General features: G+C 65.3%; 25 protein-coding genes. 13 read left to right on the top strand and 12 right to left on the bottom strand.

Features of this window, described 5'->3' with window-relative positions; all coding sequences use genetic code 11:
- Positions 1-71 precede the first annotated feature (71 nt).
- Positions 72-833, bottom strand: a complete 762-nt coding sequence (locus tag shn_RS08900) for a hypothetical protein (RefSeq protein WP_064330073.1) — start codon at positions 831-833, stop codon at positions 72-74.
- Positions 808-945, bottom strand: a complete 138-nt coding sequence (locus shn_RS36370; protein ID WP_168168900.1) for a hypothetical protein — start codon at positions 943-945, stop codon at positions 808-810. The genes shn_RS08900 and shn_RS36370 overlap by 26 nt, the downstream gene beginning before the upstream one ends.
- Positions 946-1075: 130 nt before the next feature.
- On the opposite strand from shn_RS36370, the gene shn_RS08895 reads away from it, so the two are divergent.
- From shn_RS08895 to shn_RS08860, 8 genes are all read left to right on the top strand, one after another.
- The gene (locus tag shn_RS08895; protein ID WP_064330072.1) at positions 1076-1291 is read left to right on the top strand and encodes a hypothetical protein; all 216 of its coding nucleotides are present in this window, start codon (positions 1076-1078) and stop codon (positions 1289-1291) included.
- 202 nt (positions 1292-1493) lie between these two features.
- A complete protein-coding gene (locus shn_RS37520) occupies positions 1494-2510 on the top strand; it encodes a septal ring lytic transglycosylase RlpA family protein (protein ID WP_281048270.1) in 1017 nt (338 codons plus the stop codon).
- Between the two features lie 70 nt (positions 2511-2580).
- Positions 2581-3744, top strand: coding sequence for a D-alanyl-D-alanine carboxypeptidase family protein (locus tag shn_RS08885; RefSeq protein WP_064330071.1), 1164 nt, complete (start codon positions 2581-2583; stop codon positions 3742-3744).
- Positions 3745-3852: 108 nt separating this feature from the next.
- Entirely contained in the window at positions 3853-4536 is a 684-nt protein-coding gene (gene tmk, locus shn_RS08880; RefSeq protein WP_084437870.1) for a dTMP kinase, read from the top strand.
- The gene (locus shn_RS08875) at positions 4533-5564 is read left to right on the top strand and encodes a DNA polymerase III subunit delta' (RefSeq protein ID WP_064330069.1); all 1032 of its coding nucleotides are present in this window, start codon (positions 4533-4535) and stop codon (positions 5562-5564) included. Before tmk ends, shn_RS08875 begins: the two co-directional genes overlap by 4 nt.
- A gap of 77 nt (positions 5565-5641) precedes the next feature.
- The gene (metG, locus tag shn_RS08870; RefSeq protein ID WP_064330068.1) at positions 5642-7192 is read left to right on the top strand and encodes a methionine--tRNA ligase; all 1551 of its coding nucleotides are present in this window, start codon (positions 5642-5644) and stop codon (positions 7190-7192) included.
- On the top strand, positions 7193-7972 hold the full coding sequence (locus tag shn_RS08865) for a TatD family hydrolase (protein WP_064330067.1): 780 nt from the start codon (positions 7193-7195) through the stop codon (positions 7970-7972).
- 2 nt (positions 7973-7974) lie between these two features.
- The gene (locus shn_RS08860; protein WP_064330066.1) at positions 7975-8802 is read left to right on the top strand and encodes an MBL fold metallo-hydrolase; all 828 of its coding nucleotides are present in this window, start codon (positions 7975-7977) and stop codon (positions 8800-8802) included.
- Here the strand turns inward: shn_RS08860 and shn_RS08855 are convergent.
- A complete protein-coding gene (locus shn_RS08855; RefSeq protein ID WP_064332504.1) occupies positions 8790-9734 on the bottom strand; it encodes a phosphoribosylaminoimidazolesuccinocarboxamide synthase in 945 nt (314 codons plus the stop codon). The genes shn_RS08860 and shn_RS08855 overlap by 13 nt on opposite strands.
- Before the next feature lie 386 nt (positions 9735-10120).
- On the opposite strand from shn_RS08855, the gene shn_RS08850 reads away from it, so the two are divergent.
- Both shn_RS08850 and shn_RS08845 read left to right on the top strand, forming a co-directional pair.
- A complete protein-coding gene (locus shn_RS08850; RefSeq protein ID WP_064330065.1) occupies positions 10121-10648 on the top strand; it encodes a GNAT family N-acetyltransferase in 528 nt (175 codons plus the stop codon).
- A gap of 205 nt (positions 10649-10853) precedes the next feature.
- Positions 10854-11270, top strand: a complete 417-nt coding sequence (locus tag shn_RS08845) for a DUF4864 domain-containing protein (RefSeq protein WP_064330064.1) — start codon at positions 10854-10856, stop codon at positions 11268-11270.
- 40 nt (positions 11271-11310) lie between these two features.
- On the opposite strand, the gene tgt is transcribed toward shn_RS08845, so the two are convergent.
- From tgt to coaD, 6 genes are all read right to left on the bottom strand, one after another.
- A complete protein-coding gene (tgt, locus tag shn_RS08840; protein ID WP_064330063.1) occupies positions 11311-12441 on the bottom strand; it encodes a tRNA guanosine(34) transglycosylase Tgt in 1131 nt (376 codons plus the stop codon).
- Positions 12438-13505, bottom strand: a complete 1068-nt coding sequence (gene queA, locus shn_RS08835; RefSeq protein ID WP_064330062.1) for a tRNA preQ1(34) S-adenosylmethionine ribosyltransferase-isomerase QueA — start codon at positions 13503-13505, stop codon at positions 12438-12440. Before queA ends, tgt begins: the two co-directional genes overlap by 4 nt.
- Before the next feature lie 8 nt (positions 13506-13513).
- On the bottom strand, positions 13514-13963 hold the full coding sequence (locus shn_RS08830) for a DMT family transporter (protein WP_064330061.1): 450 nt from the start codon (positions 13961-13963) through the stop codon (positions 13514-13516).
- A gap of 80 nt (positions 13964-14043) precedes the next feature.
- Positions 14044-14559, bottom strand: coding sequence for a peptidylprolyl isomerase (locus shn_RS08825; RefSeq protein WP_064330060.1), 516 nt, complete (start codon positions 14557-14559; stop codon positions 14044-14046).
- An 82-nt stretch (positions 14560-14641) separates the two neighbouring features.
- Positions 14642-15211 (bottom strand): peptidylprolyl isomerase, encoded by a 570-nt coding sequence (locus shn_RS08820; protein WP_064330059.1) that lies wholly within the window; start codon positions 15209-15211, stop codon positions 14642-14644.
- Positions 15212-15244: 33 nt separating this feature from the next.
- A complete protein-coding gene (gene coaD / locus shn_RS08815; protein WP_064330058.1) occupies positions 15245-15739 on the bottom strand; it encodes a pantetheine-phosphate adenylyltransferase in 495 nt (164 codons plus the stop codon).
- 249 nt (positions 15740-15988) lie between these two features.
- On the opposite strand from coaD, the gene shn_RS37420 reads away from it, so the two are divergent.
- On the top strand, positions 15989-16114 hold the full coding sequence (locus shn_RS37420) for a hypothetical protein (protein ID WP_256388514.1): 126 nt from the start codon (positions 15989-15991) through the stop codon (positions 16112-16114).
- A 13-nt stretch (positions 16115-16127) separates the two neighbouring features.
- Positions 16128-16274, top strand: coding sequence for a hypothetical protein (locus tag shn_RS36365; RefSeq protein ID WP_162853123.1), 147 nt, complete (start codon positions 16128-16130; stop codon positions 16272-16274).
- A 223-nt stretch (positions 16275-16497) separates the two neighbouring features.
- Here the strand turns inward: shn_RS36365 and gyrA are convergent, their stop codons facing one another.
- The gene (gene gyrA / locus shn_RS08810; protein ID WP_064330057.1) at positions 16498-19278 is read right to left on the bottom strand and encodes a DNA gyrase subunit A; all 2781 of its coding nucleotides are present in this window, start codon (positions 19276-19278) and stop codon (positions 16498-16500) included.
- Positions 19279-19520: 242 nt separating this feature from the next.
- Between gyrA and shn_RS08805 the strand changes: the two genes are divergently transcribed.
- Complete coding sequence (locus shn_RS08805; RefSeq protein WP_064330056.1) at positions 19521-20150, top strand: MarC family protein; 630 nt, start codon at positions 19521-19523, stop codon at positions 20148-20150.
- A 312-nt stretch (positions 20151-20462) separates the two neighbouring features.
- On the opposite strand, the gene shn_RS08800 is transcribed toward shn_RS08805, so the two are convergent.
- Both shn_RS08800 and shn_RS08795 read right to left on the bottom strand, forming a co-directional pair.
- Positions 20463-20870, bottom strand: coding sequence for a cupin domain-containing protein (locus shn_RS08800; RefSeq protein ID WP_064330055.1), 408 nt, complete (start codon positions 20868-20870; stop codon positions 20463-20465).
- Positions 20871-20947: 77 nt separating this feature from the next.
- Positions 20948-21454, bottom strand: a complete 507-nt coding sequence (locus shn_RS08795) for a single-stranded DNA-binding protein (protein WP_064330054.1) — start codon at positions 21452-21454, stop codon at positions 20948-20950.
- Between the last annotated feature and the right edge of the window lie 88 nt (positions 21455-21542).

The following is a 21542-nucleotide window of genomic DNA, read 5'->3' as shown; positions in this document are numbered from 1 at the left end:
CCGGGACAGTAGCGGGATAGCGTTACCAATCGGTTTATGATGAATCATTGGTTTCTGAGATTGGCGGTGTTTTATTGGCCGGGGCCGGTGGACGAGGGGCGGCCGTTGCGGATCAGCGACCGGCCGAGATAGTCGCGAATGCGCGCCTCCATGGCCTGCCACTGCGGCAAAAGTCTGCTCGAAAAACGATAAAGCACGGAAAGGTCCTCGCCGATGTGGATATCGCGCTGGCAATCGGCGCTGGTCGACTGCGCCTCCTCGGCCGGGATCATGCAGCGCACCGCATAGTCGGAACCGTCGGGCAGGCGGCCCGTGAAGAACACCTCGTCGCCATAACCGGAGTTCTCCTTCAGGCGCCGCAGGACGAGGCCGGCCGGGCCGGGCTCGAACGTGCCGGCGAAGAGATGGCCGTAGATCGGCTCCAGCCGGCCGGACATGTCCTTCGACATGGTGCTTTGCGAAAGATTGAGGAAGACCAGGCTTTCCGGGCGGCTGGCATCGTTGAAACGGCTGCGCTGGGCATTCGAATAGCCCCGCATTTCCGGCCAGGTGAGATAGAGGTCGACCCGGTCCGCGCGGCCCGTCTGGCGCTGCTCCTCGAAGCGGATCGTGTTGGCGGGAAGGCGGATCTGGTCCTGGCCGATGACGATGTCGACGAGTGCGGCATTCTCCGTGTGCCCCGCCAGCGCGATGCGTTCACCGAGAACGCGGCCGGCGACGCTGATCGCGACCGTCAGGCTCGCCAGCACGGCGACGCCGATCGTCAGGCGCGTCAGAAGGCGATGGGAGATGAGGGGGACATGTTCGTCATTGCCGGTCGCTGCCGCTGTCATCTCTTCCGCCTTCGATGGTCTGGCCGGAATCGGCTTCTTCCGCCGCCTCGACCCTGTGCGGAGCCTCTGTGAACAGGGTTAATTTTTGGTTGAGATCGGCGATCCGGTGCATCAGATCCGTCCGGCGCCGGGGCGCAATCCTGCAAGATTTCCCGACTTGTTGCTGACGCATTCTGCACCTAGACTTCTCGGCGCACCCGACAGAAATCCTGCCGGCTGGATGCGGAACAGGGGAGGCAGCCATGGACGTGCTTCGAGACCCCACGCATATCGGCATGTTCGAGCCTCAGGACCTTGTCGTCCTGCAAGGCGTCTTCACCCGATTGGCGGCGGCAAAAACCCCCAGTCTCGACGAAGACCGCGCCCGGTCGCTGGCCCGGTCGATCATCACCCTCTATAGACACGGCGTGCGCGACCCTGAGCAACTCTTCGACGTGCTGCAGGTCCAGGCCTCCTGAGACCGAAGACGATGGGCGGGTCGGCCCCGGATTAACCGGACATAAACCATGAATCATGGAAGCTTGCGGCGGGGTTCCCATCCATTCGCAATTTTGCCATCTTATTGGCATGATTAACGGACTGTTATTTACTGAGTGGCATTGACGGCCGACTTGCAGGGGCAAGGCAGTTGGCTGGCGCACCGTCGGGGACAATAGCGGCGTGGGACATAAAAAATCGAAGATCATTGCGACCCGGTTCGGCACGAGCCTGCGGTTGTTGACTATTCCGCTGGTCTGCGCGGGTCTTGCCGCCTGTGCGACGACCACGCCGGCGCCCAAGAAGAAGGTGCGCAGCAAGGAATACTTCTCCGAGGCCGAATACGGTGTGAAGGCCAGCCCGCGCGTCGTCGAGGAAGGCCAGCCCGTGCCCAAGGGCGGCGGCCGTTACCAGGTCGGCAAGGCCTACCAGGTTCGCGGCAAGTGGTATCAGCCGAAGGAAGAGCCGGGCTACAACAAGACCGGCCTTGCCTCCTGGTACGGTTCCGCCTTCCATGGCCGCAAGACGGCGAATGGCGAGGTCTACGACAAGTATCATCTCTCCGCCGCGCATCCGACCTTCCCGCTGCCGAGCTACGCGCGCGTCACCAATCTGGAGAACGGCACCTCCGTCGTGGTGCGCGTCAACGATCGCGGCCCCTATCATGAGGGCCGGGTGATCGACGTTTCCTCCAAGACGGCCGACCTGCTCGACATGAAGCGTACCGGCACGGCCAAGGTGCGCGTTCAATATGTCGGCAAGGCGCCGCTCGAGGGCAACGACATGCCCTATCTCATGGCGTCCTACGTCACCAAGGGCTCGCGCGTTCCGGCGGTCGATCCGGGCGGCCAGATCGCCACGGGCGTCATGGTGGCCTCGGCCGACAACAGCATGCTGCCGGGCGTCGGCCAGGGCGAGGGCATCCTCAGGGTTCCCGCCGAAAGCACGATGACGGCCCTTGCCAAGACAGCGCCGGCAAGCGACGCCTTCCAGGTCATGGAGCAGTTCGTCATGCTGCCTGACATCGGCCCGCTGCCCATCGAGCGGCCGAATTTCGTGCCGCAGCTTTCCGCCGATCCGAGCTATGCCGCAGCCTATGCGGACGAGCGCGTGCGGGATGCCGCCGGCGCCTTCGATGCCATCCTGACGATCGACGGCAAGCTGACGCCGCTCTCGGCGCTTGCCGACAACGCGGGCTGATCGCCCGCGTTCCCGAAGCCGTTTGCGCTCGGCAGGCGGCTGTGGGAGTGTGACGACATCCGGAGTCGCCATGCATCGCCGCCTTTTCGCCGCCCTTGTTCTCCTCCTGTCCGTCGCGAGCCTTGCGTTTGCCCAGTCGGCCGCGCCGCAGGCCGGTTTTGACGTCAAGGCGAAGCAGGTCTACCTCATCGAGGCGGAAACCGGCACGGTGCTGTTCGCACGCGCCGAAGACGAGGCGGTGCCGGCCGCCTCGCTCGCCAAGCTGATGACCATGGCGAGCGTCTTCAAGGCGCTCGCGGCCGGCGAGACGACGCTCGACACGACCTATCCCGTCACCGAACATGCCTGGCGCACGGGCGGCGCGCCGTCGCGCACCTCCACCATGTTCGCCGCCCTGAAATCGACGCCGCGCGTGGAAGACCTCATCCGCGGCGTCACGGTGCAGTTCGCCAACGATGCCTGCATCATCCTCGCCGAAGGCCTTGCCGGCTCGGAGACGGCCTTTGCCGAGCGGATGACAACGGAGGCGCGGGCGCTCGGCCTCGAAAACGCGACCTTCGCCAACGCGACCGGCCTGCCCAACCCCGGCAACACGGTGACGATGCGCGAGATGGTGGCGCTCGCCCGGCACCTCCAGACGACCTATCCCCAGCACATGGGCTACTATCTCGAGCCGGAATTCGAGTGGAACAAGATCAGGCAGCGCAACCGCAATCCGCTGCTGGCGCTCAATATCGGCGTCACCGGCTTCGTCACCGGGTTTTCGGAGGAGGGCGGCTACTCCATCGTCGCCGCCGTGAACCGGGACGGCAAGCATCTCGTACTCGCCATGGGCGGGATGGAAAACGACAAGACGCGTATCGACGAATCCCGCCGCATCATCGAATGGGCGCTCTCCTCCTTCGAACGCCGCACGCTGTTCAAGGAGGGCGAAGCGATCGCCGATGCCAGCGTCTATGGCGGCGATGCCTCGACGGTGCCGCTGGTCGCCGGCGAGCAGGTCGACGTCTTCCTGCCGAAGGACAATTCGCAGCGCCTCGTTGCGCGCGTCGTCTACAACTGGCCGGTGCGCGCGCCGGTGACGCCGGGGCAGGCGGTCGGCACGCTGAAGATCTGGAACGACAAGCAGCTCCTGCGCGAGGTGCCGGTGGAGACGGCGGGCACCGTCGGCGTCGGCACGCTGCGCGCCCGCGCGCTCGATGCGCTGATCGAACTGTTCTTCTTCTGGATCTGACGGGGCGGAGCGGGGCGAAAAGCGTTTCGCCGGCCGGAAACATGGGTTAGTAGTGTCCCGAGTCATCCCGGCCCTGCCGGATATCGCGCGTAAAAACGGAAACAGGATTTGTCGGCCGCACCGGGTTTGTTTGTCACGTTCGAGGGCGGCGAGGGCGCCGGAAAGTCGACGCAGATCCGACTTCTGGCCGATTCGTTGCGCGCGCGCGGCCTCACCGTGCTGATGACGCGCGAGCCGGGCGGCTCCAGGGGCGCGGAGGCGGTGCGTCACGTCCTGCTTTCGGGCGCCGCGGAACCCTATGGCATCCGCATGGAGGCGGTGCTCTTCGCCGCCGCGCGCAGCGACCATGTCGAAGAGGTGATCCGCCCGGCGCTTGCCGCCGGCACGGTGGTGCTGTGCGATCGCTTCATGGATTCCTCGCGCGTCTACCAGGGCATTACCGGCAACCTGGAACAGCCCTTCATCGAGGCGCTGGAGCGCGTCGCCATCAACGGCGTCGTGCCCGATTGCACGATCGTCTTCGACCTGCCCGCCGCCATCGGCCTGGAGCGCGCCCGCAAGCGCGGCGCCGGCGAGAGCGCGGCGCCCGACCGCTTCGAGAAGGAAGAGCTGGAGACCCACGAAAAGCGCCGCGAGGCCTTTCTCGACATTGCCGAGCGCGAGCCGCTGCGCTGCCGCGTCGTGGATGCGACGCAGGCCCCGGAGGCGATCGCCGCCCAGGTGCTCGCCCTCGTCGAACCGCTGCTGCCCATCACCGCCCATGGCCGGCAGGATCCGGAGCACGTCTCGTGAGCGAGGAGCGGCCCGGCATTCTCGACGGCGCGGTGCATCCTGCCGAACAGACGAAACTCTTCGGCCATGCCGAGGCGGAGGCTTTTCTTGCACGCTCCTATCGCTCCGGCAAGGGGCACCATGCCATCCTGATCGAGGGGCCGAACGGCATCGGCAAGGCGACGCTCGCCTTCCGCTTCGCCAACCACGTTCTCCACCACCCGGAACCCGCCGAGGCGCCGAAGACGATCGCCGATCCGTCGCCCGCCTCGCCGGTCACCCGGCAGCTTGCCGCCGGCGCCTCGCACAATCTCCTGCATCTCACCCGCCCGGTCGACGAGAAGACCGGCAAGGTGAAGGCCTTCATCACGGTCGACGAGGTGCGCAGGGCCGGAAAGTTGCTGGCGCAGACATCGGGCACCGGCAACTGGCGCATCGTCATCATCGACCCCGCCGACGACCTCAACCGCAACGCCGCCAACGCCATCCTGAAGATCCTGGAAGAACCGCCGAAGCGCTCGCTCTTCCTCGTGCTGACCCACGCCCCCGGAAAGCTCCTGCCGACCATCCGCTCGCGCTGCCTGCCGCTGGCGCTGTCGCCGTTGTCGCAGGACGATCTCGCCGCCGCCCTCGACAGCCTGGGCGCATCGCCATCCGGCCCGCGGGCAGGGGAGGTGCTTGCCGCCGCCCATGGCAGCGTCTCCGAAGCGCTGAAGCTCACCCATTATGGCGGCTTCGACATCGTGGAGGCCTTCCGCGCCATCGTCGCCATCCCGGCCGAGCCGCCGCGCCGCGACGTGCACAAGCTCGCCGACGTGCTTTCGGCGAAGGACAGCGACACGGTCTTCTCCTTCTTCTGCCAGCACGCCACCGATTTCGTCACCGACGCCGCGCGTTCCGCAGCGCTGTCCGGCGACCTCGCCCGCGCCGACCGCCTCGCCCAGCTCTCCTCGCAGCTCGGCGAGCGCATCGCCGTCGCGCAAGGCTACAATCTCGATCGCAAGCAGACGATCATCACCGTGCTCGACGACATTCGCGCCTCGCTTTAAGTGAACTTGCTGTTTCCCTTGCCGCCCGCATGGTCTAATACCTTGCGGCATTGCACAACCGAAGACAGAACGCTCCCATGACCGACACGTCCCGCTTCTACATCACGACCGCCATTTCCTATCCGAACGGCAAGCCGCATATCGGCCATGCCTACGAGCTGATCGCGACGGATGCCATGGCGCGCTACCAGCGGCTGGACGGGCGCGACGTGTTCTTCCTGACCGGCACGGACGAGCATGGCCAGAAGATGCAGCAGACGGCGCGCAAGGAAGGCATTTCGCCGCGCGAGCTCGCCGATCGGAATTCAAAAGAATTCAAGGAGATGGCTGTTCTTCTTAATGCGTCGAACGATGATTTCATCCGCACGACGGAAGAGCGCCATTACGAGGCCTGCGCCGAGATCTGGCGCCGCATGGCCGCCAATGGCGACATCTACAAGGGCGGCTATGCCGGCTGGTACTCGGTGCGCGACGAGGCCTATTACCAGGAGAACGAGACGGAGATGCGCGACGACGGCGTGCGCTACGGCCCGCAGGGCACGCCCGTCGAATGGGTGGAGGAGGAGAGCTACTTCTTCCGCCTCTCCGCCTACCAGGACAGGCTGCTGAAGCATTACGAGGACAATCCGGACTTCGTCGGCCCGGCCGAGCGCCGCAACGAGGTGATCTCCTTCGTCAAGTCGGGCCTCAAGGACCTCTCGGTCTCGCGCACCACCTTCGACTGGGGCATCCCGGTTCCGGATGACCCTGATCATGTCATGTATGTCTGGGTCGACGCGCTGACCAACTACATCACCGCGACCGGCTACCTCACCGATCCCGAGGGACCGCGCGCCAAATACTGGCCGGCCAACATCCACATCATCGGCAAGGACATCATCCGCTTCCACGCCGTCTACTGGCCGGCCTTCCTGATGTCGGCCGGCCTGCCGCTGCCGGGCCGCGTCTTCGCCCATGGCTTCCTGCTCAACAAGGGCGAGAAGATGTCGAAGTCGCTCGGCAACGTGGTCGACCCGGTCAACCTCGTCAATCATTTCGGCCTCGACCCGATCCGCTACTTCTTCCTGCGCGAAGTCTCCTTCGGCCAGGATGGCAGCTACAGCGAGGAAGGCATCGCGACCCGCATCAACTCGGACCTCGCCAACGGCATCGGCAACCTCGCCAGCCGCTCGCTGTCGATGATCGTCAAGAACTGCGACGGCAAGGTGCCGGAGTGCGGCGACCTCTCCGACGCCGACCGCGCCATGCTCGCCTCCGTCGATGCGCTGCACGCCATCACCCGCGAGGAGATGGGCAGGCAGCAGATCCACAAGGCGCTGGCCGCGATCATCGCCGTCGTCTCGGAGGCAGACCGCTATTTCGCCGGCGAAGCGCCCTGGGCGCTGAAGAAGACCGATCCCGTCCGCATGGGCACCGTGCTTTATGTCACGGCGGAGGTCGTGCGGCAGATCGCGATCCTGCTGCAGCCCTTCATGCCGAAATCCGGCCGCAAGCTGCTCGATCTCGTTGCCGCGCCCGTCGAAAAACGCGATTTCGCGGCGCTCGGCGAGGCCGGTCGTCTCGTCAGCGGCACGCCGCTGGAAGCGCCGACCCCGGTCTTCCCGCGTTACGTCGCGCCCGAGGCGTAAATGCTGATCGATACCCATTGCCATCTGGATTTCCCCGACTTCGAAGCGGAGCGCGACGCTATCGTCGCGCGCGCGCACGCGGCCGGGGTGACGCAGATGATCACGATCTCGACGCGGGTGAAGAAATTCCCCGCGATCCTGGCGATCGCGGAAAAATACCCGTCCGTCTTCTGCTCGGTCGGCACCCATCCGCACAATGCGGACGAGGAGCTCGACATTCCGGTCTCGGAGCTGGTCGAACTCTCGAAGCACCCGCGCGTCGTGGCGATCGGCGAGGCGGGGCTCGACTATTTCTACGACAATGCACCGCGCGAGGCGCAGGCCATCGGCCTTCGCAACCACATCGCCGCCGCGCGGGAAACCGGCCTGCCGCTGGTCATCCACAGCCGCTCGGCGGACGAGGACATGGCGGCGATCCTGACCGAGGAAACGGGGAAGGGGGCCTTTCCCTTCCTGCTGCACTGCTTTTCCTCCGGGCCGGAGCTTGCCCGCACCGGCGTGGCGCTCGGCGGCTACGTCTCCTTCTCCGGCATCCTGACCTTCCCGAAATCGGAAGAGCTGCGGGAGATCGCGAAAACCGTGCCGCTGGAGCGCATGCTGGTCGAGACCGACGCGCCCTACCTTGCGCCGAAACCCTATCGGGGAAAACGCAACGAGCCGGCCTATGTGGCGCACACCGCCGCCGTGCTGGCGGAGACCGTCGGCGTCAGCGAGGACGAGATCGCCCGCATCACCACCGAAAACGCCTTCCGCATCTTCTCGAAGATGCCGCGGGTGTAGCCGTGGCCACGACGCGGCGCTTCACCATTCTCGGCTGCGGTTCGTCGCCCGGCGTGCCGCGCATCACCGGCGACTGGGGCGCCTGCGATCCCGCCAACCCGAAGAACCGCCGCACCCGCGCCGCCTTCCTCGTCGAGCAGATCGGCCCGGAAGGCAGGACGACCGTCGTCATCGACACGGGGCCGGATTTCCGCATGCAGATGATCGCCGCGGGCGTGGAAGGCATCGACGCGGTGCTCTACACCCACGCCCATGCCGACCATATCCACGGCATCGACGACATCAGGGGCTTCGTGCTGCAGAACCACAAACAGGTGCCGATCTGGGCCGATCCGGTGACGATGGAGCGCATCCGCGAGGGGTTCGGCTACTGCCTGAAGACGCCGCCGGGCAGCATGTATCCGCCCATCGTGACGGAAAACCTGATCGAGCCGATGGATGCACCGGTGACGATCGACGGGCGAGGGGGCGCGATCACCTTCCAGCCCCTCCTCCAGGTGCACGGCTCCATCCATTCCCTCGGCTTCCGCATCGGCGACGTCGCCTATTGCAGCGATATCAGCGACTTCCCGGACGAGACGATCCCGCGGCTCGAAAACCTCGACATGCTGATCGTCGATGCCCTGCAATACCGCTTCCATTCCAGCCACCTGTCGCTCAGCCAGGCGCTGGAATGGATCGAGCGGCTGAAGCCGGCGCGCGCCATCCTGACCCATATGCATGTGCCGCTCGATTACGACACGGTGCAAAGGGAAACGCCGGCCCATGTGGAACCGGCGTTTGACGGGCTCAGCTTCGAGATCGAACTTCCGGACGATCAGGCGAAATAGGGCTTCAGGTTCTCGCGGATCCGTTCCAGCACCGTCGCGCCCGAAAGGTCGGGCACGAAGGTCTTGCCGGTGATCTGCTCATAGGCCTGGATATAGACCTTCGAGGTCTGCTCGACGAGTTCGCGCGGGATTTCCGGGATCGGGTCCTTGTAGGGATCGCAGCGCTCGGTGACCCAGGCACGCACGAAATCCTTGTCGAAGCTCGCCGGGCGGCCGCCCGTGGCGAAACTCTGCTCGTAGCTGTCGGCGATCCAGTAGCGGCTCGAATCCGGCGTGTGGATCTCGTCGGCCAGCACGATGCGGCCGTCCTTGTCCGTGCCGAATTCGTATTTGGTGTCGACGAGGATCAGCCCGCGTTCGGCCGCACGGGCCTGTCCGCGCGCAAAGAGCGCCAGCGCATAGCGCGACACCGTTTCCCATTGCTCGGGCGTCAGCAGGCCTTGCTCAAGGATTTCTGCGCCGGAGAGCGGTTCGTCGTGACCGCCGTCAAAGGCCTTGCTGGTCGGCGTGATGATCGGCTCGGGCAGCTTCTCGTTGTCCTTCAGGCCATCCGGCAGCGTGATGCCGTACATTTCGCGCTCGCCCTTGCGGTATTTCGTCAGGATCGAGGTGCTGGTCGTGCCGGCGAGATAGCCGCGCACGACGATCTCGACCGGCAGGATGTCGAGCCGCGTGCCGATGACGACGTTCGGGTCCGGATAGGAGATGACGTGGTTCGGGCAGATGTCGGCGGTTTCCTCGAACCAGTAGCGCGCCGTCTGGGTGAGAACCTGGCCCTTGAAGGGAATGGCGGTGAGGATGACGTCGAAGGCGCTGAGCCGGTCCGTCGCGATGATGACGCGGCTGCCGTCCGCAAGGTCGTAGTTCTCGCGGACCTTGCCGTTGTAGCGGTTCGGCAGTTCCGGGATATGGGCGTCGGAGAGAATGCGCAAATCGCTCATCGTGGCGGGCTTTCGCTGTTGGTTTCGTCTGCCGTTTCGCTTAAGGCCACGGGTGGTGAAGGGTCAAGGCGGAAACCGGATTTCCAGAGGGTTTGGGACGTTTGCGAGCATCGTATAGTTCCATAATCTATCTTATGTGATACTTGGATATGGTCGAATACGCCCTCCTTCCGGGTGCTGCACCCGCATGAATTGGACGGCGTCGTGCTGGAACCGCGACGCCATTTGCATCCCGCCCGCGCGGATAGCCGCCCCTTTCGCTGACGCGATATCGACGGTTCCGATCAATTCGTAGTAGAATGCCACGAATCCCGGCCTTCGGCGTCAAGGCGAACACCCGCTCCAGCTCGCCATGTCGTCCAACCCCGCACGATCCCATGCCCGATATCCCTGTGCTTGAAACCGACCGTCTCGTCCTGCGCGGCTTTCGCCCGGACGATCTCGATGCCATGACCGCGATGTGGGCCATGCCCGAGGTCGTGCGTTATATCGGTGGCGTGCCGCTGTCCCGCGAACAGTCGTGGACCCGCCTGCTGCGCCAGATCGGCATGTGGAGCGTCATGAACTTCGGCTTCTGGGCGGTCACCGAAAAGACCTCCGGCCGGCTCATCGGCGAAGCCGGGTTCCATGAGATGCGCCGCGAGATGTCGCCCAGCATCGAGAACACGCTGGAAGCCGGCTGGGGCCTGCTCCCGGATTTCCGCGGCCGCGGCTATGCCAGCGAGGCGCTGGATGTGATGCTGCCCTGGGCGGCGGCGAACCACGGCGACCTGCCGGTGACCTGCATCATCGACCCGGAAAACACGGCCTCCATCCGGCTTGCCGAGCGGCACGGCTTCCGCGAATTCGCCCGGTCGACCTATCAGGGAACCGAGATCGTCGTCTTCCGGAAGGTCCCGTCATAGGTGTTTGCGCGCCACCCGCTGCTGCGGGTTGCGCGCATATCACAAATAAGTGATATTAAATCAAATTATTAGATTTTTACGACATACCACTGTTTCCAAAAGACATTTTTGTCTTGAATATTCGACGGCCGGCACATATGGCCGCGTGGCAGTTCTTTTCCGACGTCCATGCTATTCTAGTTTCGTCCGAAAAGGAGAGTGCGCCATGAAAATGCTTGCCGCCGTGTTCCTTTGCATTTCGCTGTTCCCGCTTTCCAATGCCCGGGCGGACGAACCCGTCGATACGGTTCAGGGCATCATCCAGAGCCAGATAACCGCCTTCCTGAACGACGACGCGAAGACCGCCTATTCCTTCGCCTCGCCGACCATCCGCGGGAAGTTCCCGACCGAGGACGCCTTCTTCGACATGGTGAAGAAGGGTTACGCGCCGGTCTACCGCCCGGGCAATTTCGCCTTCGGCCGCTTCAAGGTCGCGGACGACACGGTGGTGCAGGAGGTGCTGATCTCGGGGCCTGATGGCAAGGACTGGACGGCGCTCTACCAGGTCGTGAAGCAGCCGGACGGCAGCTACAAGATCAACGGCGTGCACATGGTGCGCACCGCGCCGGGGCCGGAAATCTGACCAACCGGAGATCTGACCAGGGAGGCGCGCCGGAGCGCCCTCAGAGGGGGGCGAGATCGCCCCTCGCCCAGTTCTCCTGCGTCTCCGCCATGAAATCGGCAAAACGCCCCTCCTCGATCGCCGTGCGGATGCCGGCCATCAGGTCCTGGTAGTAGGAGAGGTTGTTCCAGGTCAGAAGCATGCCGCCGAGGGATTCGTTGGCGCGGATGAGGTGGTGCAGGTAGGCGCGCGAATAGTCGCGCGCCGCCGGGCAGGTCGATTCCTCGTCGAGCGGGCGCATGTCCTCGGCGTGGCGCGCATTGCGCAGGTTGATGCGGCCGCGGCGGGTGAAGGCGAGGCCATGGCGGCCGGAGCGGGTCGGCATCACGCAGTCGAACATGTCGATGCCGCGGGCGACGGATTTCAGCATGTCGTCGGGCGTGCCGACACCCATCAGGTAGCGCGGCTTTTCGGTCGGCATGTGCGGCACGGTCGTGTCGATCATGTCGAGCATGACCTCCTGCGGCTCACCGACGGCAAGGCCGCCGATGGCGTAGCCCTTGAGGTTCAATTCGGCGAGCGCCTGCGCGGAGCGCACGCGCAGATGCGGGATGTCGCCGCCCTGCACGATGCCGAACATCGCCTTGCCCGGCTGGTCGCCGAAGGCGGTCTTGCAGCGCTCGGCCCAGCGCAGCGACATTTCCATGGCGCGCTCGATTTCCTTCGGCGAGGCCGGCAGCGCCACGCATTCGTCGAGCTGCATCTGGATATCGCTGTCGAGCAGGCCCTGGATCTCGATCGAGCGCTCCGGCGACATATGGTGCAGCGCGCCGTCGACATGGCTCTTGAAGGTGACGCCCTTCTCGTCGAGCTTGCGCAGGCCCGCGAGCGACATGACCTGGAAGCCGCCCGAATCGGTGAGGATCGGGTGCGGCCAGCGGATGAGCTCGTGCAGGCCGCCGAGGCGCGCGACGCGCTCCGGGCCGGGGCGCAGCATCAGGTGATAGGTGTTGCCGAGGATGATGTCGGCGCCGAGGTCGCGCACCTGGTCGAGATACATCGCCTTGACGGTGCCCACCGTACCGACCGGCATGAAAGCCGGCGTGCGGATCGTGCCGCGCGGCATGGAGACCTCGCCGCGGCGCGCCTTGCCATCGGTCGCAAGCAGTTTGAACTGGAAGGTTTCGGTCATCGGTCGTTCCGGAAAAGCAGGCTGGAGTCGCCGTAGGAATAGAAGCGGTAGCCGGTGGCGATCGCATGGGCATAGGCGCCGCGCATCGTCTCCAGGCCTGAAAAGGCGCAGACGAGCATGAAGAGCGTCGATTTCGGCAGGTGGAAGTTGGTCATCAGCATGTCGGCCGTGCGGAAGCGGTAGCCGGGCGTGATGAAGATGCCCGTCGCGCCGGACCAGGGCCGGATCGTGCCGTCTTCGTCCGCGGCGCTTTCGAGGAGGCGCAGCGAGGTGGTGCCGACGGAAACGATGCGCCCGCCCCTCGCCCTGACGGCGTTGAGCGCGGCGGCCGTCGCCTCGCAGACATGGCCGATCTCCTCGTGCATGACATGGTCCGTCGTGTCGTCGGCCTTCACGGGCAGGAAGGTGCCGGCGCCGACATGCAGCGTCACGAAATGCCGTTCGACGCCGAGCGCGTCGAGTTTTTCGAAGAGGGCGTCTGTGAAATGCAGGCCGGCCGTCGGCGCCGCGACGGCGCCCTCCTCGCGGGCGTAGATCGTCTGGTAGTCGCGGCGGTCCGCCTCGTCGTCCTCGCGCTTGGAGGCGATGTAGGGCGGCAGCGGGATATGGCCGACGGTGGCGATGGCGCGGTCGAGATCGGGACCGGAGACGTCGAAATGCAGGGTGACCTCCCCGCCCTCGCCTTTCTGCTCGACGGTCGCCGAAAGCGCCTCCGCCGCGCCGAAGGTGATGCGGTCGCCGCGCTTGATGCGCTTGCCGGGCCTGGCAAAGGCCTTCCAGCGGTCGCCGGCGATGCGCATGTGCAGCGTCGCGGACACCTTCTGGCCACCGGCGCCATCGCGATGGCGGATGCCTTCGAGCTGGGCGGGGATGACGCGCGTGTCGTTGAAGACCAGCGCATCGCCGGGCCGGAGCAGCGAGGGCAGGTCGCCGACGGTGCGGTCCGCGTAGGGCGTCTCCTGCCCCGGGCGCACGACGAGCAGTCTTGCCGCCTCGCGCGGCATCACCGGACGAAGCGCGATATTGTCTTCCGGAAGATCGAAATCGAAGAGATCGACGCGCATGCCCGGCCTCAATACAAGCGGATCAGCAGCGCACCGACGACGAGCAGCATGGCCCCCGCGATGCGGCCGAGGGAGATTTCGCGCACGGCCATGCCGAGAAAGCCGATGCGGTCGAGCAGGATGCCGGCCATGAGCTGACCGGAAACGGCGAAGGCCATGACGGCGGCCGCGCCGATGCGCGGCGTCAGGAAGATGGCGGTCGTCACATAGACCGTGCCGAGCGCGCCGCCGGCAAAATAGAGCCAGGCATCCGGCCCGCGCCAGTCCGGCGCCCGGCCCTCAAAGGCGGCGGTGGCGAAGACGACGAGGGCGAGGACGAGCGCGCCCGAGAAGAACGAGACGCAGGCGGCGGCGACCGGCATGCCGAGCCCGCGGCCAAGCAGCGCATTGATGGGGGCCTGGATGGCGATGCACGCGCCCGCCGCAATGCCGAGCAGCGCCCAGAGGAAAGCAGCCATATCGACTTGTCTCTTGAAAAGCGCACAAAGAAAAACCGCGCCCGCCGGGGCGAGCGCGGTCGAAAACGAAAGGTTCTCTATCAGGCCGCCACGTCGGCGGCAACCTTCATCGAGACGATGGTGTCGGGATCGCGCACCGGCTCGCCGCGCTTGATCTTGTCGATGTTTTCCATGCCTTCGACGACCTGGCCCCAGACGGAATACTGCTTGTTGAGCCAGGGAGCGTCGGTGAAGCAGATGAAGAACTGCGAGTTGGCCGAGTTCGGCATCTGGCTGCGGGCCATGGAGCAGGTGCCGCGCACATGGCTCATGTTGGAGAACTCGGCCTTGAGGTCCGGCTTTTCCGAGCCGCCCATGCCGGCGCGGGCCGGGTTGAAGTCCTTGCCGCCGGTCTTGCCGTACTGCACGTCGCCGGTCTGGGCCATGAAGTCCTCGATGACGCGGTGGAACACGACGCCGTCATAGGCGCCTTCGCGCGTCAGCTCCTTGATGCGCGCGACGTGGCCCGGTGCGAGATCCGGAAGCAGCTGGATGACCACCTTGCCCTTCGTGGTCTCCATGATGATGGTGTTTTCCGGATCCTTGATCTCGGCCATGGTCTTTCTCCTTCAAAGGCATGTTGCGCAAAAGGTGTGTCGCCGTTCTGCGATTGCAACGGGCGACACAGCAAAAAGTGGATTACTTGCCGACGGTGACCTTGATCATCCGGTCGGGATCGGTGACCGCGCCGTTATTGGCCTCGTCGCCGCGCTTGATCTTGTCGACGTTCTCCATGCCGGAAACGACCTTGCCGACGACCGTGTACTGGCCGTTCAGGAAGTCGCCCGGGGCGAACATGATGAAGAACTGCGAATTGGCGGAGTTCGGGTCCTGCGAACGGGCCATGCCGACCGTGCCGCGCTCGAAGGGCACGTCGGAGAATTCCTGCGGCAGGTCCGGCTGGCTGGAACCGCCCGTGCCGGCCGCGCCCGGCTGGAAGCCGTCTTCCATGTCGCCGAACTGCACGTCGCCGGTCTGTGCCATGAAGCCTTCGATCACGCGGTGGAAGGCGACATTGTCGTATTCGCCGGCGGCGGCGAGCGCCTTGATGCGCTCGACATGCTTGGGCGCGACCTTATCGTTCAGCTCGACGACGACGGGGCCGTCCTTGAGCTGGATCGTGATGAACTCGGCGGCCTGGGCAACGACGGCGCTCGTCGTGGTCGCAAGGAAGAGGGCTCCTGCAAAGGCAAAACGGAGGATGGTCATGATAGCTCCCTTGAGGGGTTCAGGATGATGGGCTCAGCCCGTCTTGCGGGCTTTCAGCGCCGTGAAGACGGGCGCCGGAACGAAGGCACTGACATCGCCGCCCATGGCCGCGATCTGGCGGACCAATGTGGCGGTAATGGGCCGCGAGGCGACGCCCGCCGGCAGGAAGACGGTCTGCACGTCGGGCGCCATCTGGCGGTTCATGCCGGCCATCTGCATTTCATAGTCGAGATCCGTGCCGTCGCGCAGGCCCCGGATCAAGAGGCGCGCACCGTGCTCGCGCGCGGCATCGACGACCAGATTGGAAAAGGAGACGACGCTGACGTCCCCTGACCGCGCCGGCAGCGCCTCGGCGATCGACCGGCGGATGAGGTCCGCGCGCTCCTCGAAGGAGAAGAGCGGCGTCTTGCCGGGATGGATGCCGATCGCGACGATGACCTCGGGCGCCACGTTCAGCGCCTGCACGAGCACGTCGATATGGCCGTTGGTGATCGGATCGAAAGAGCCAGGGTAGAAGGCGACTGTCATCGGCGGGGTCCCGTTTGCCGCCTTTTGTCACGGACGGCCCCTTTCCGCAAGGGCGCGGCCCGTCGCAGCCCGCACTGTCCCCTGCCAAGAACATGAACGCGGCATGAACGGGCCGTTCAAGACCATTTCAGGCGGGCCATGTCTAAATAGCAGCATCGGAGCCGGGAACAAAGGTCGCCCTCGCGCATTCTCCCGGCTGAATACAGTGAAACAAGTAATGCGTTTCCTTAGGCTTGAAGGAACACGAAAATGGCCCTCGCTCTACTCTGCATGACCATGTTCATCGCCCTTACCGCCGCGACCATCCATGCGCTGCGGGAAGAGGATCGCCCGGCAACGCCGAAAATCGCCGCCCGCGGCAAGTGGCTGCGTTGAGCGGAACAGCACCATGGCCGCGCTCACCATCTTCTTCACGATCTTCATCAGCACCGTCTTCACCTTCGACTTCGTGCGCACGATCCTTGAACTGAAACGGGACCGCGCAGCCCTGAAGGCGGCCAGGCTGAAAACCCAAGCAGGCGGCTTCGGCGTCTGAGAACGTCTCCCTGCGGCGCGCCGCCCCCGGCGTCGGACCTGCCGCAGCACGTATGCCGCCGTCAGAGCGGGCAGCCTTTCCTCCGGGCTGCCCGCAAAATTGAAAAGCCGGACGGTCGTTCCCTGCCCGTCCGGCTTTTCCGTTTCAAGAAAACAGGGCCTTTCCGGCGCGTGCCGGAAAGGCCCTGTTTTGTTTCGATTGCGAAGGCCGGACCGTTTCCGGCCTATTCCTCGGCCGGCGGCGTCGCATCCCCGGCGTCGACATCGCCTTCGATGCCGTTGCCGTCCGCATCGTCCTCGCCTTCCGGCTCGCTGATGCGCTCGACCGAGACGACCTTCTCGTCCTTGGCGGTGGAGAAGATGGTGACGCCCTTCGTCGCGCGGCTGGCGATGCGGATGCCGTCGACCGGCACGCGGATCAACTGGCCGCCGTCGGAGACGAGCATGAGCTGGTCCTTCTCCTCGACCGGGAAGGCGGCGACGAGTTCGCCGATCTCGTTGGTCTTCGAGGTGTCGGTGGCGCGGATGCCCTTGCCGCCGCGGCCGGAGGTGCGGAAGTCGTAGGAGGACGACCGCTTGCCGAAACCCTTCTGCGACACCGTCAGCACGAACTGCTCGCGGGACCTCAGGTCCTGGTAGCGCTCTTCGGAGAGGTCGCCGACTTCGCCGACCTCCTCGCCGACCAGCGCGATATCCTCCTCGTCGACGCCGCTGGCGCGGCGTTCCGCGGCGGAGCGCTTCAGGTAGGCGGCGCGCTCCCACGGTTCGGCATCGACATGGCTGACGATCGTCATCGAGATGATGCGGTCGCCGGCGCCCAGCGTGATGCCGCGCACGCCGACCGAGTTGCGGCCGGCGAAGACGCGCACGTCGTCGACCGGGAAGCGGATGCACTGGCCGAGCGCCGTCGTCAGCAGCACGTCGTCGTTCTCCGTGCAGGTCTCGACATTGAGGATCTCGTCGCCCTCTTCCTCCAGCTTCATCGCGATCTTGCCGTTTCGGTTGACCTGGACGAAATCGCTGAGCTTGTTGCGGCGCACCGTGCCGCGGGTCGTCGAGAACATAACGTCGAGGTTTTCCCAGGTCGTCTCGTCCTCGGGCAGCGGCATGATGGTGGTGATGCGCTCGCCGGGCTCCAGCGGCAGCATGTTGATCAGCGCCTTGCCCTTGGATTGCGGCGTGCCGATCGGCAGGCGCCAGACCTTCTCCTTGTAGACGATGCCGCGCGAGGAGAAGAACAGGACCGGCGTGTGCGTGTTGGCGACGAAGAGGCGGGTCGCGAAATCCTCGTCCTTCATGGCCATGCCGGAGCGGCCCTTGCCGCCGCGACGCTGCGCGCGGTAGGTGGCGAGCGGCACACGCTTGACGTAGCCGGCATGCGACACGGTAACGACCATGTCCTCGCGGGCAATCAGGTCCTCGTCGTCCATGTCCGGGCCGCCCTCGGCGATCTCGGTGCGGCGCGGCGTGCCGAATTCATCGCGGATCGCGCCGAGCTCGTCCTTGACGATGGTCATGATGCGCAGGCGCGAGGACAGGATGTCGAGGTAGTCCTTGATCTCCTCGCCGATCTTGTTCAGCTCCTCGTCGATTTCATCGCGGCCGAGGGCCGTGAGACGGGCGAGGCGCAGTTCGAGGATGGCGCGGGCCTGCTCTTCGGAGAGATTGTAGGTCAGGTCCTCGTTGATGCGGTGGCGCGGGTCGTCGATGAGGCGGATCAGCGCATCGACGTCCTTGGCCGGCCAGCGGCGCTCCATCAACTGCTCGCGCGCCGTCTGCGGATCGGGCGCGCGGCGGATGAGGCTGATCACCTCGTCGATGTTGGCGACGGCAATCGCAAGGCCGACCAGGACGTGGGCGCGGTCGCGCGCCTTGCGCAGGAGGTATTTCGTGCGGCGGCTGACGACCTCCTCGCGGAAGGCGACGAAGGCGCGCAGCATGTCGAGCAGCGTCATCTGCTCCGGCTTGCCGCCGTTCAGCGCCACCATGTTGCAGCCGAAGGAGGTCTGCAGCGGGGTGTAGCGGTAGAGCTGGTTGAGGATGACGTCGGCATTGGCGTCGCGCTTCAGTTCGATGACGACGCGGTAACCGTCGCGGTCGGACTCGTCGCGAAGGTCGGAAATGCCCTCGATGCGCTTGTCGCGCACGAGTTCCGCCATCTTCTCGATCATCGTCGCCTTGTTCACCTGGAACGGGATCTCGTTGATGATGATCTGCTCGCGGTCGCCGCGCATCGGCTCGATGCGGGCGCGGCCGCGCATGATGACGGAGCCGCGGCCGGTCTCGTAGGCCTGGCGGATGCCGGCACGGCCGAGGATCAGCGCGCCGGTCGGGAAATCCGGGCCGGGAATGATCTGCATCAGGTCGAGCAGTTCGATCGCCGGATTGTCGATCAGCGCGATACAGCCGTTGATGACCTCGGCGAGATTGTGCGGCGGGATGTTCGTCGCCATGCCGACGGCGATGCCGCCCGCGCCGTTGACGAGCAGGTTGGGGAATTTCGCGGGAACGACGACAGGCTCGCTCATCGTGCCGTCATAGTTGTCGCGGAAGTTCACCGTTTCCTTGTCGAGGTCGTCGAGCAGGGAATGGGCGGCCTTCTCAAGGCGGCATTCCGTATAACGCTGGGCCGCCGGCGGGTCGCCGTCGACGGAGCCGAAATTGCCCTGGCCGTCGATCAGCGGCAGGCGGAGCGACCAGTCCTGCGCCATGCGCGCCAGCGCGTCGTAGATCGCCGCGTCGCCGTGCGGATGGTATTTACCCATCACGTCACCGGTGACGCGCGCCGACTTCACGTATTTCTTGTTCCAGTCGACGCCCATCTCGCTCATCGAGTAGAGGATGCGCCGGTGCACTGGCTTGAGGCCGTCGCGCACATCGGGCAGCGCGCGGGACACGATCACGCTCATGGCGTAGTCGAGATAGGACCGCTGCATTTCCTCGATGATGGAAATAGGCTCAATGCCGGGAGGGTTTTTTCCGCCGGGTGTCGATTGCTCTGTCAATTTCGGTCACGATCGTTGTTCAGAATCAGAAGGGAATTTTATAGCCTACCGGCGCTGGGAGCGCCAATTTTGCCGGGGGTTTTGAACAGGCTTTTCCAAGTAAAATCCGCCAATTTGCGCATTTTCATGGCCGTGGCGCCGCATTGGTCCGACCGCCCTTCCCTTGCGCGGCGCCCTCCCCTAACAATAGCCGGACAAGGCCGGGAAAAATCGGCCGCGCAACGGCGAGGGGAACGCCCGACATGCTCAATATCGATCTTCTGATCAATGCGATCACGACCCTGCTCGTGACCATCGATCCGCCGGGCCTCGCCCCGATCTTCCTGGGGCTCACCGTCGGCATGACGCGCCCGCAGCGCACGCAGGTGGCGCTGCGCGGCTGCATCATCGCCTTCTGCATCCTCGCCGTCTTCGCGCTGACGGGCGCCGGCGTGCTCTCGCTGCTCGGCATCTCCATCGGCGCCTTCCGCATCGCCGGCGGCCTGCTCCTGTTCTGGATCGCCTTCGAGATGATCTTCGAGCGCCGCAACGAGCGGAAGGAAAAGACCAGCGAGGTGGCGATTACCCGCGACCACATCCACAACATCGCCGTCTTCCCGCTCGCCCTGCCGCTGATCGCCGGCCCCGGCGCGATCTCCGCGACGATCCTCACCTCGGGCTCCTTCCCCTCGGCGCTCGAACGCGGCGCCCTCATCGGCGTCATCGCGCTCTGCATCGCCATCCTGTTCCTGTCGCTGGTCATCGCCGAGCGCATCGACCGCTTCCTCGGCAAGACCGGCCGCGCCATCCTGACACGCCTGCTGGGCGTCATCCTCGCCGCGCTCGCCGTGCAGTTCGTGGTGGACGGCGTGAAGTCGGTGTTCATCGGCTGAGGATGCCCCGCTCCCCGCGGAGCGATCGCACGGGGAAGGAAACCGCCGCCACATCCTCCTTCTCCCCGCTTGCGGGGAGAAGGTGCCGGCAGGCGGATGAGGGGGATGCCGAAGGCAAGAAAAGCCAAGGATTTCACCCGCCCCTCATCCGATCCTTCGGGCCACCTTCTCTCCCAGGGGAGAAGGGAAGATCAGCGATGTCGGATTCCATACGCTCACCTGGGAGAAGCCTGGGAGGCACCCGCAGGGAGAGAGGCGTGGTGTCGTCATTCCACAGGCTATAGTCCGGCGCCTCGTGCGGGTGTCCGCCGGTCAGGGATTTTCGGCGAACCATTTTGCGATGGCCGGCATGTTCTCCTCGAAACCGCCGGGAAGGAACACGTTGAGCAGCCCGATGCGCTCGTCCGTGCGGTTCTCGAAGTCATGCAGCACGGTCGCCGGAATGCGCACGAAACTGCCCGCCGACGCCTCCAGCCACTCCTCGCCGGCCAGGATGCTGGCGACACCGGCGATCACGTAGAAAAGCTCGACATTGTCCGCATGGGAATGGGCGCCCGGCCCGGCAGCACCGGGCTCCAGCCACCATTCGGAGACGCTGTAGGCATTGCGGGTCTCGCCATGGTCCGCCTTGAAGACCGCGCTCATGCGGCCGAGCGGATAGCTGCGTCCCTCGCCCGGCCGCAGGAACAACACGTCTGCGGCCGTCTTTTCAAAGTCCATGACGCTTCCTTTCCTGGCGTGCCTGCCCGTCGAAAGCGCCCGGGAAGGCCGGCGACAGCCGGCCTCGCTCCCTATCCTCAGAACGGGATGTCGTCGTCCATGTCGCGCGAGAGCGAGCCGCTCGAACGGCTGCTGCTGCTGCCGCCGCCCGAAGCCGGACGCGAGCCGTAGTCGTCGTAGTTCGGCGCCGCGCCGAAGTCGCCGCCGCCCCGGCGCTCGCCGCCGCCTTCGCCGCGGCCGTCCAGCATGGTCAGGGTCGAGTTGAAGCCCTGCAGCACGACTTCCGTCGAATAGCGGTCGTTGCCGGTCTGGTCCTGCCACTTGCGGGTCTGCAGCGCGCCCTCGATATAGAGTTTCGCGCCCTTCTTCACATATTGCTCGACGACCTTGCACAGACCCTCGTTGAAGACCACGACATTGTGCCATTCGGTCTTCTCGCGGCGCTCGCCGCTGTTGCGGTCGCGCCAGGTTTCCGAGGTGGCGATGCGCAGGTTGGCGATCGGCCGACCGTCCTGCGTGCGCCGGATTTCCGGGTCCGCCCCGACATTGCCGATCAAGATCACCTTGTTGACGCTTCCAGCCATACCCGTAACTTCCCGTTATCGCGCCGGGCACATGGCGCCCGACATCATTTCACTACACGAATGCGGCATCTTATCGGCTGCCGATCGC

The sequence above is a fragment of the Shinella sp. HZN7 genome (assembly GCF_001652565.1).
Lineage (GTDB): Bacteria > Pseudomonadota > Alphaproteobacteria > Rhizobiales > Rhizobiaceae > Shinella > Shinella granuli.
This window is presented reverse-complemented; position numbering and strand designations above follow the sequence as displayed.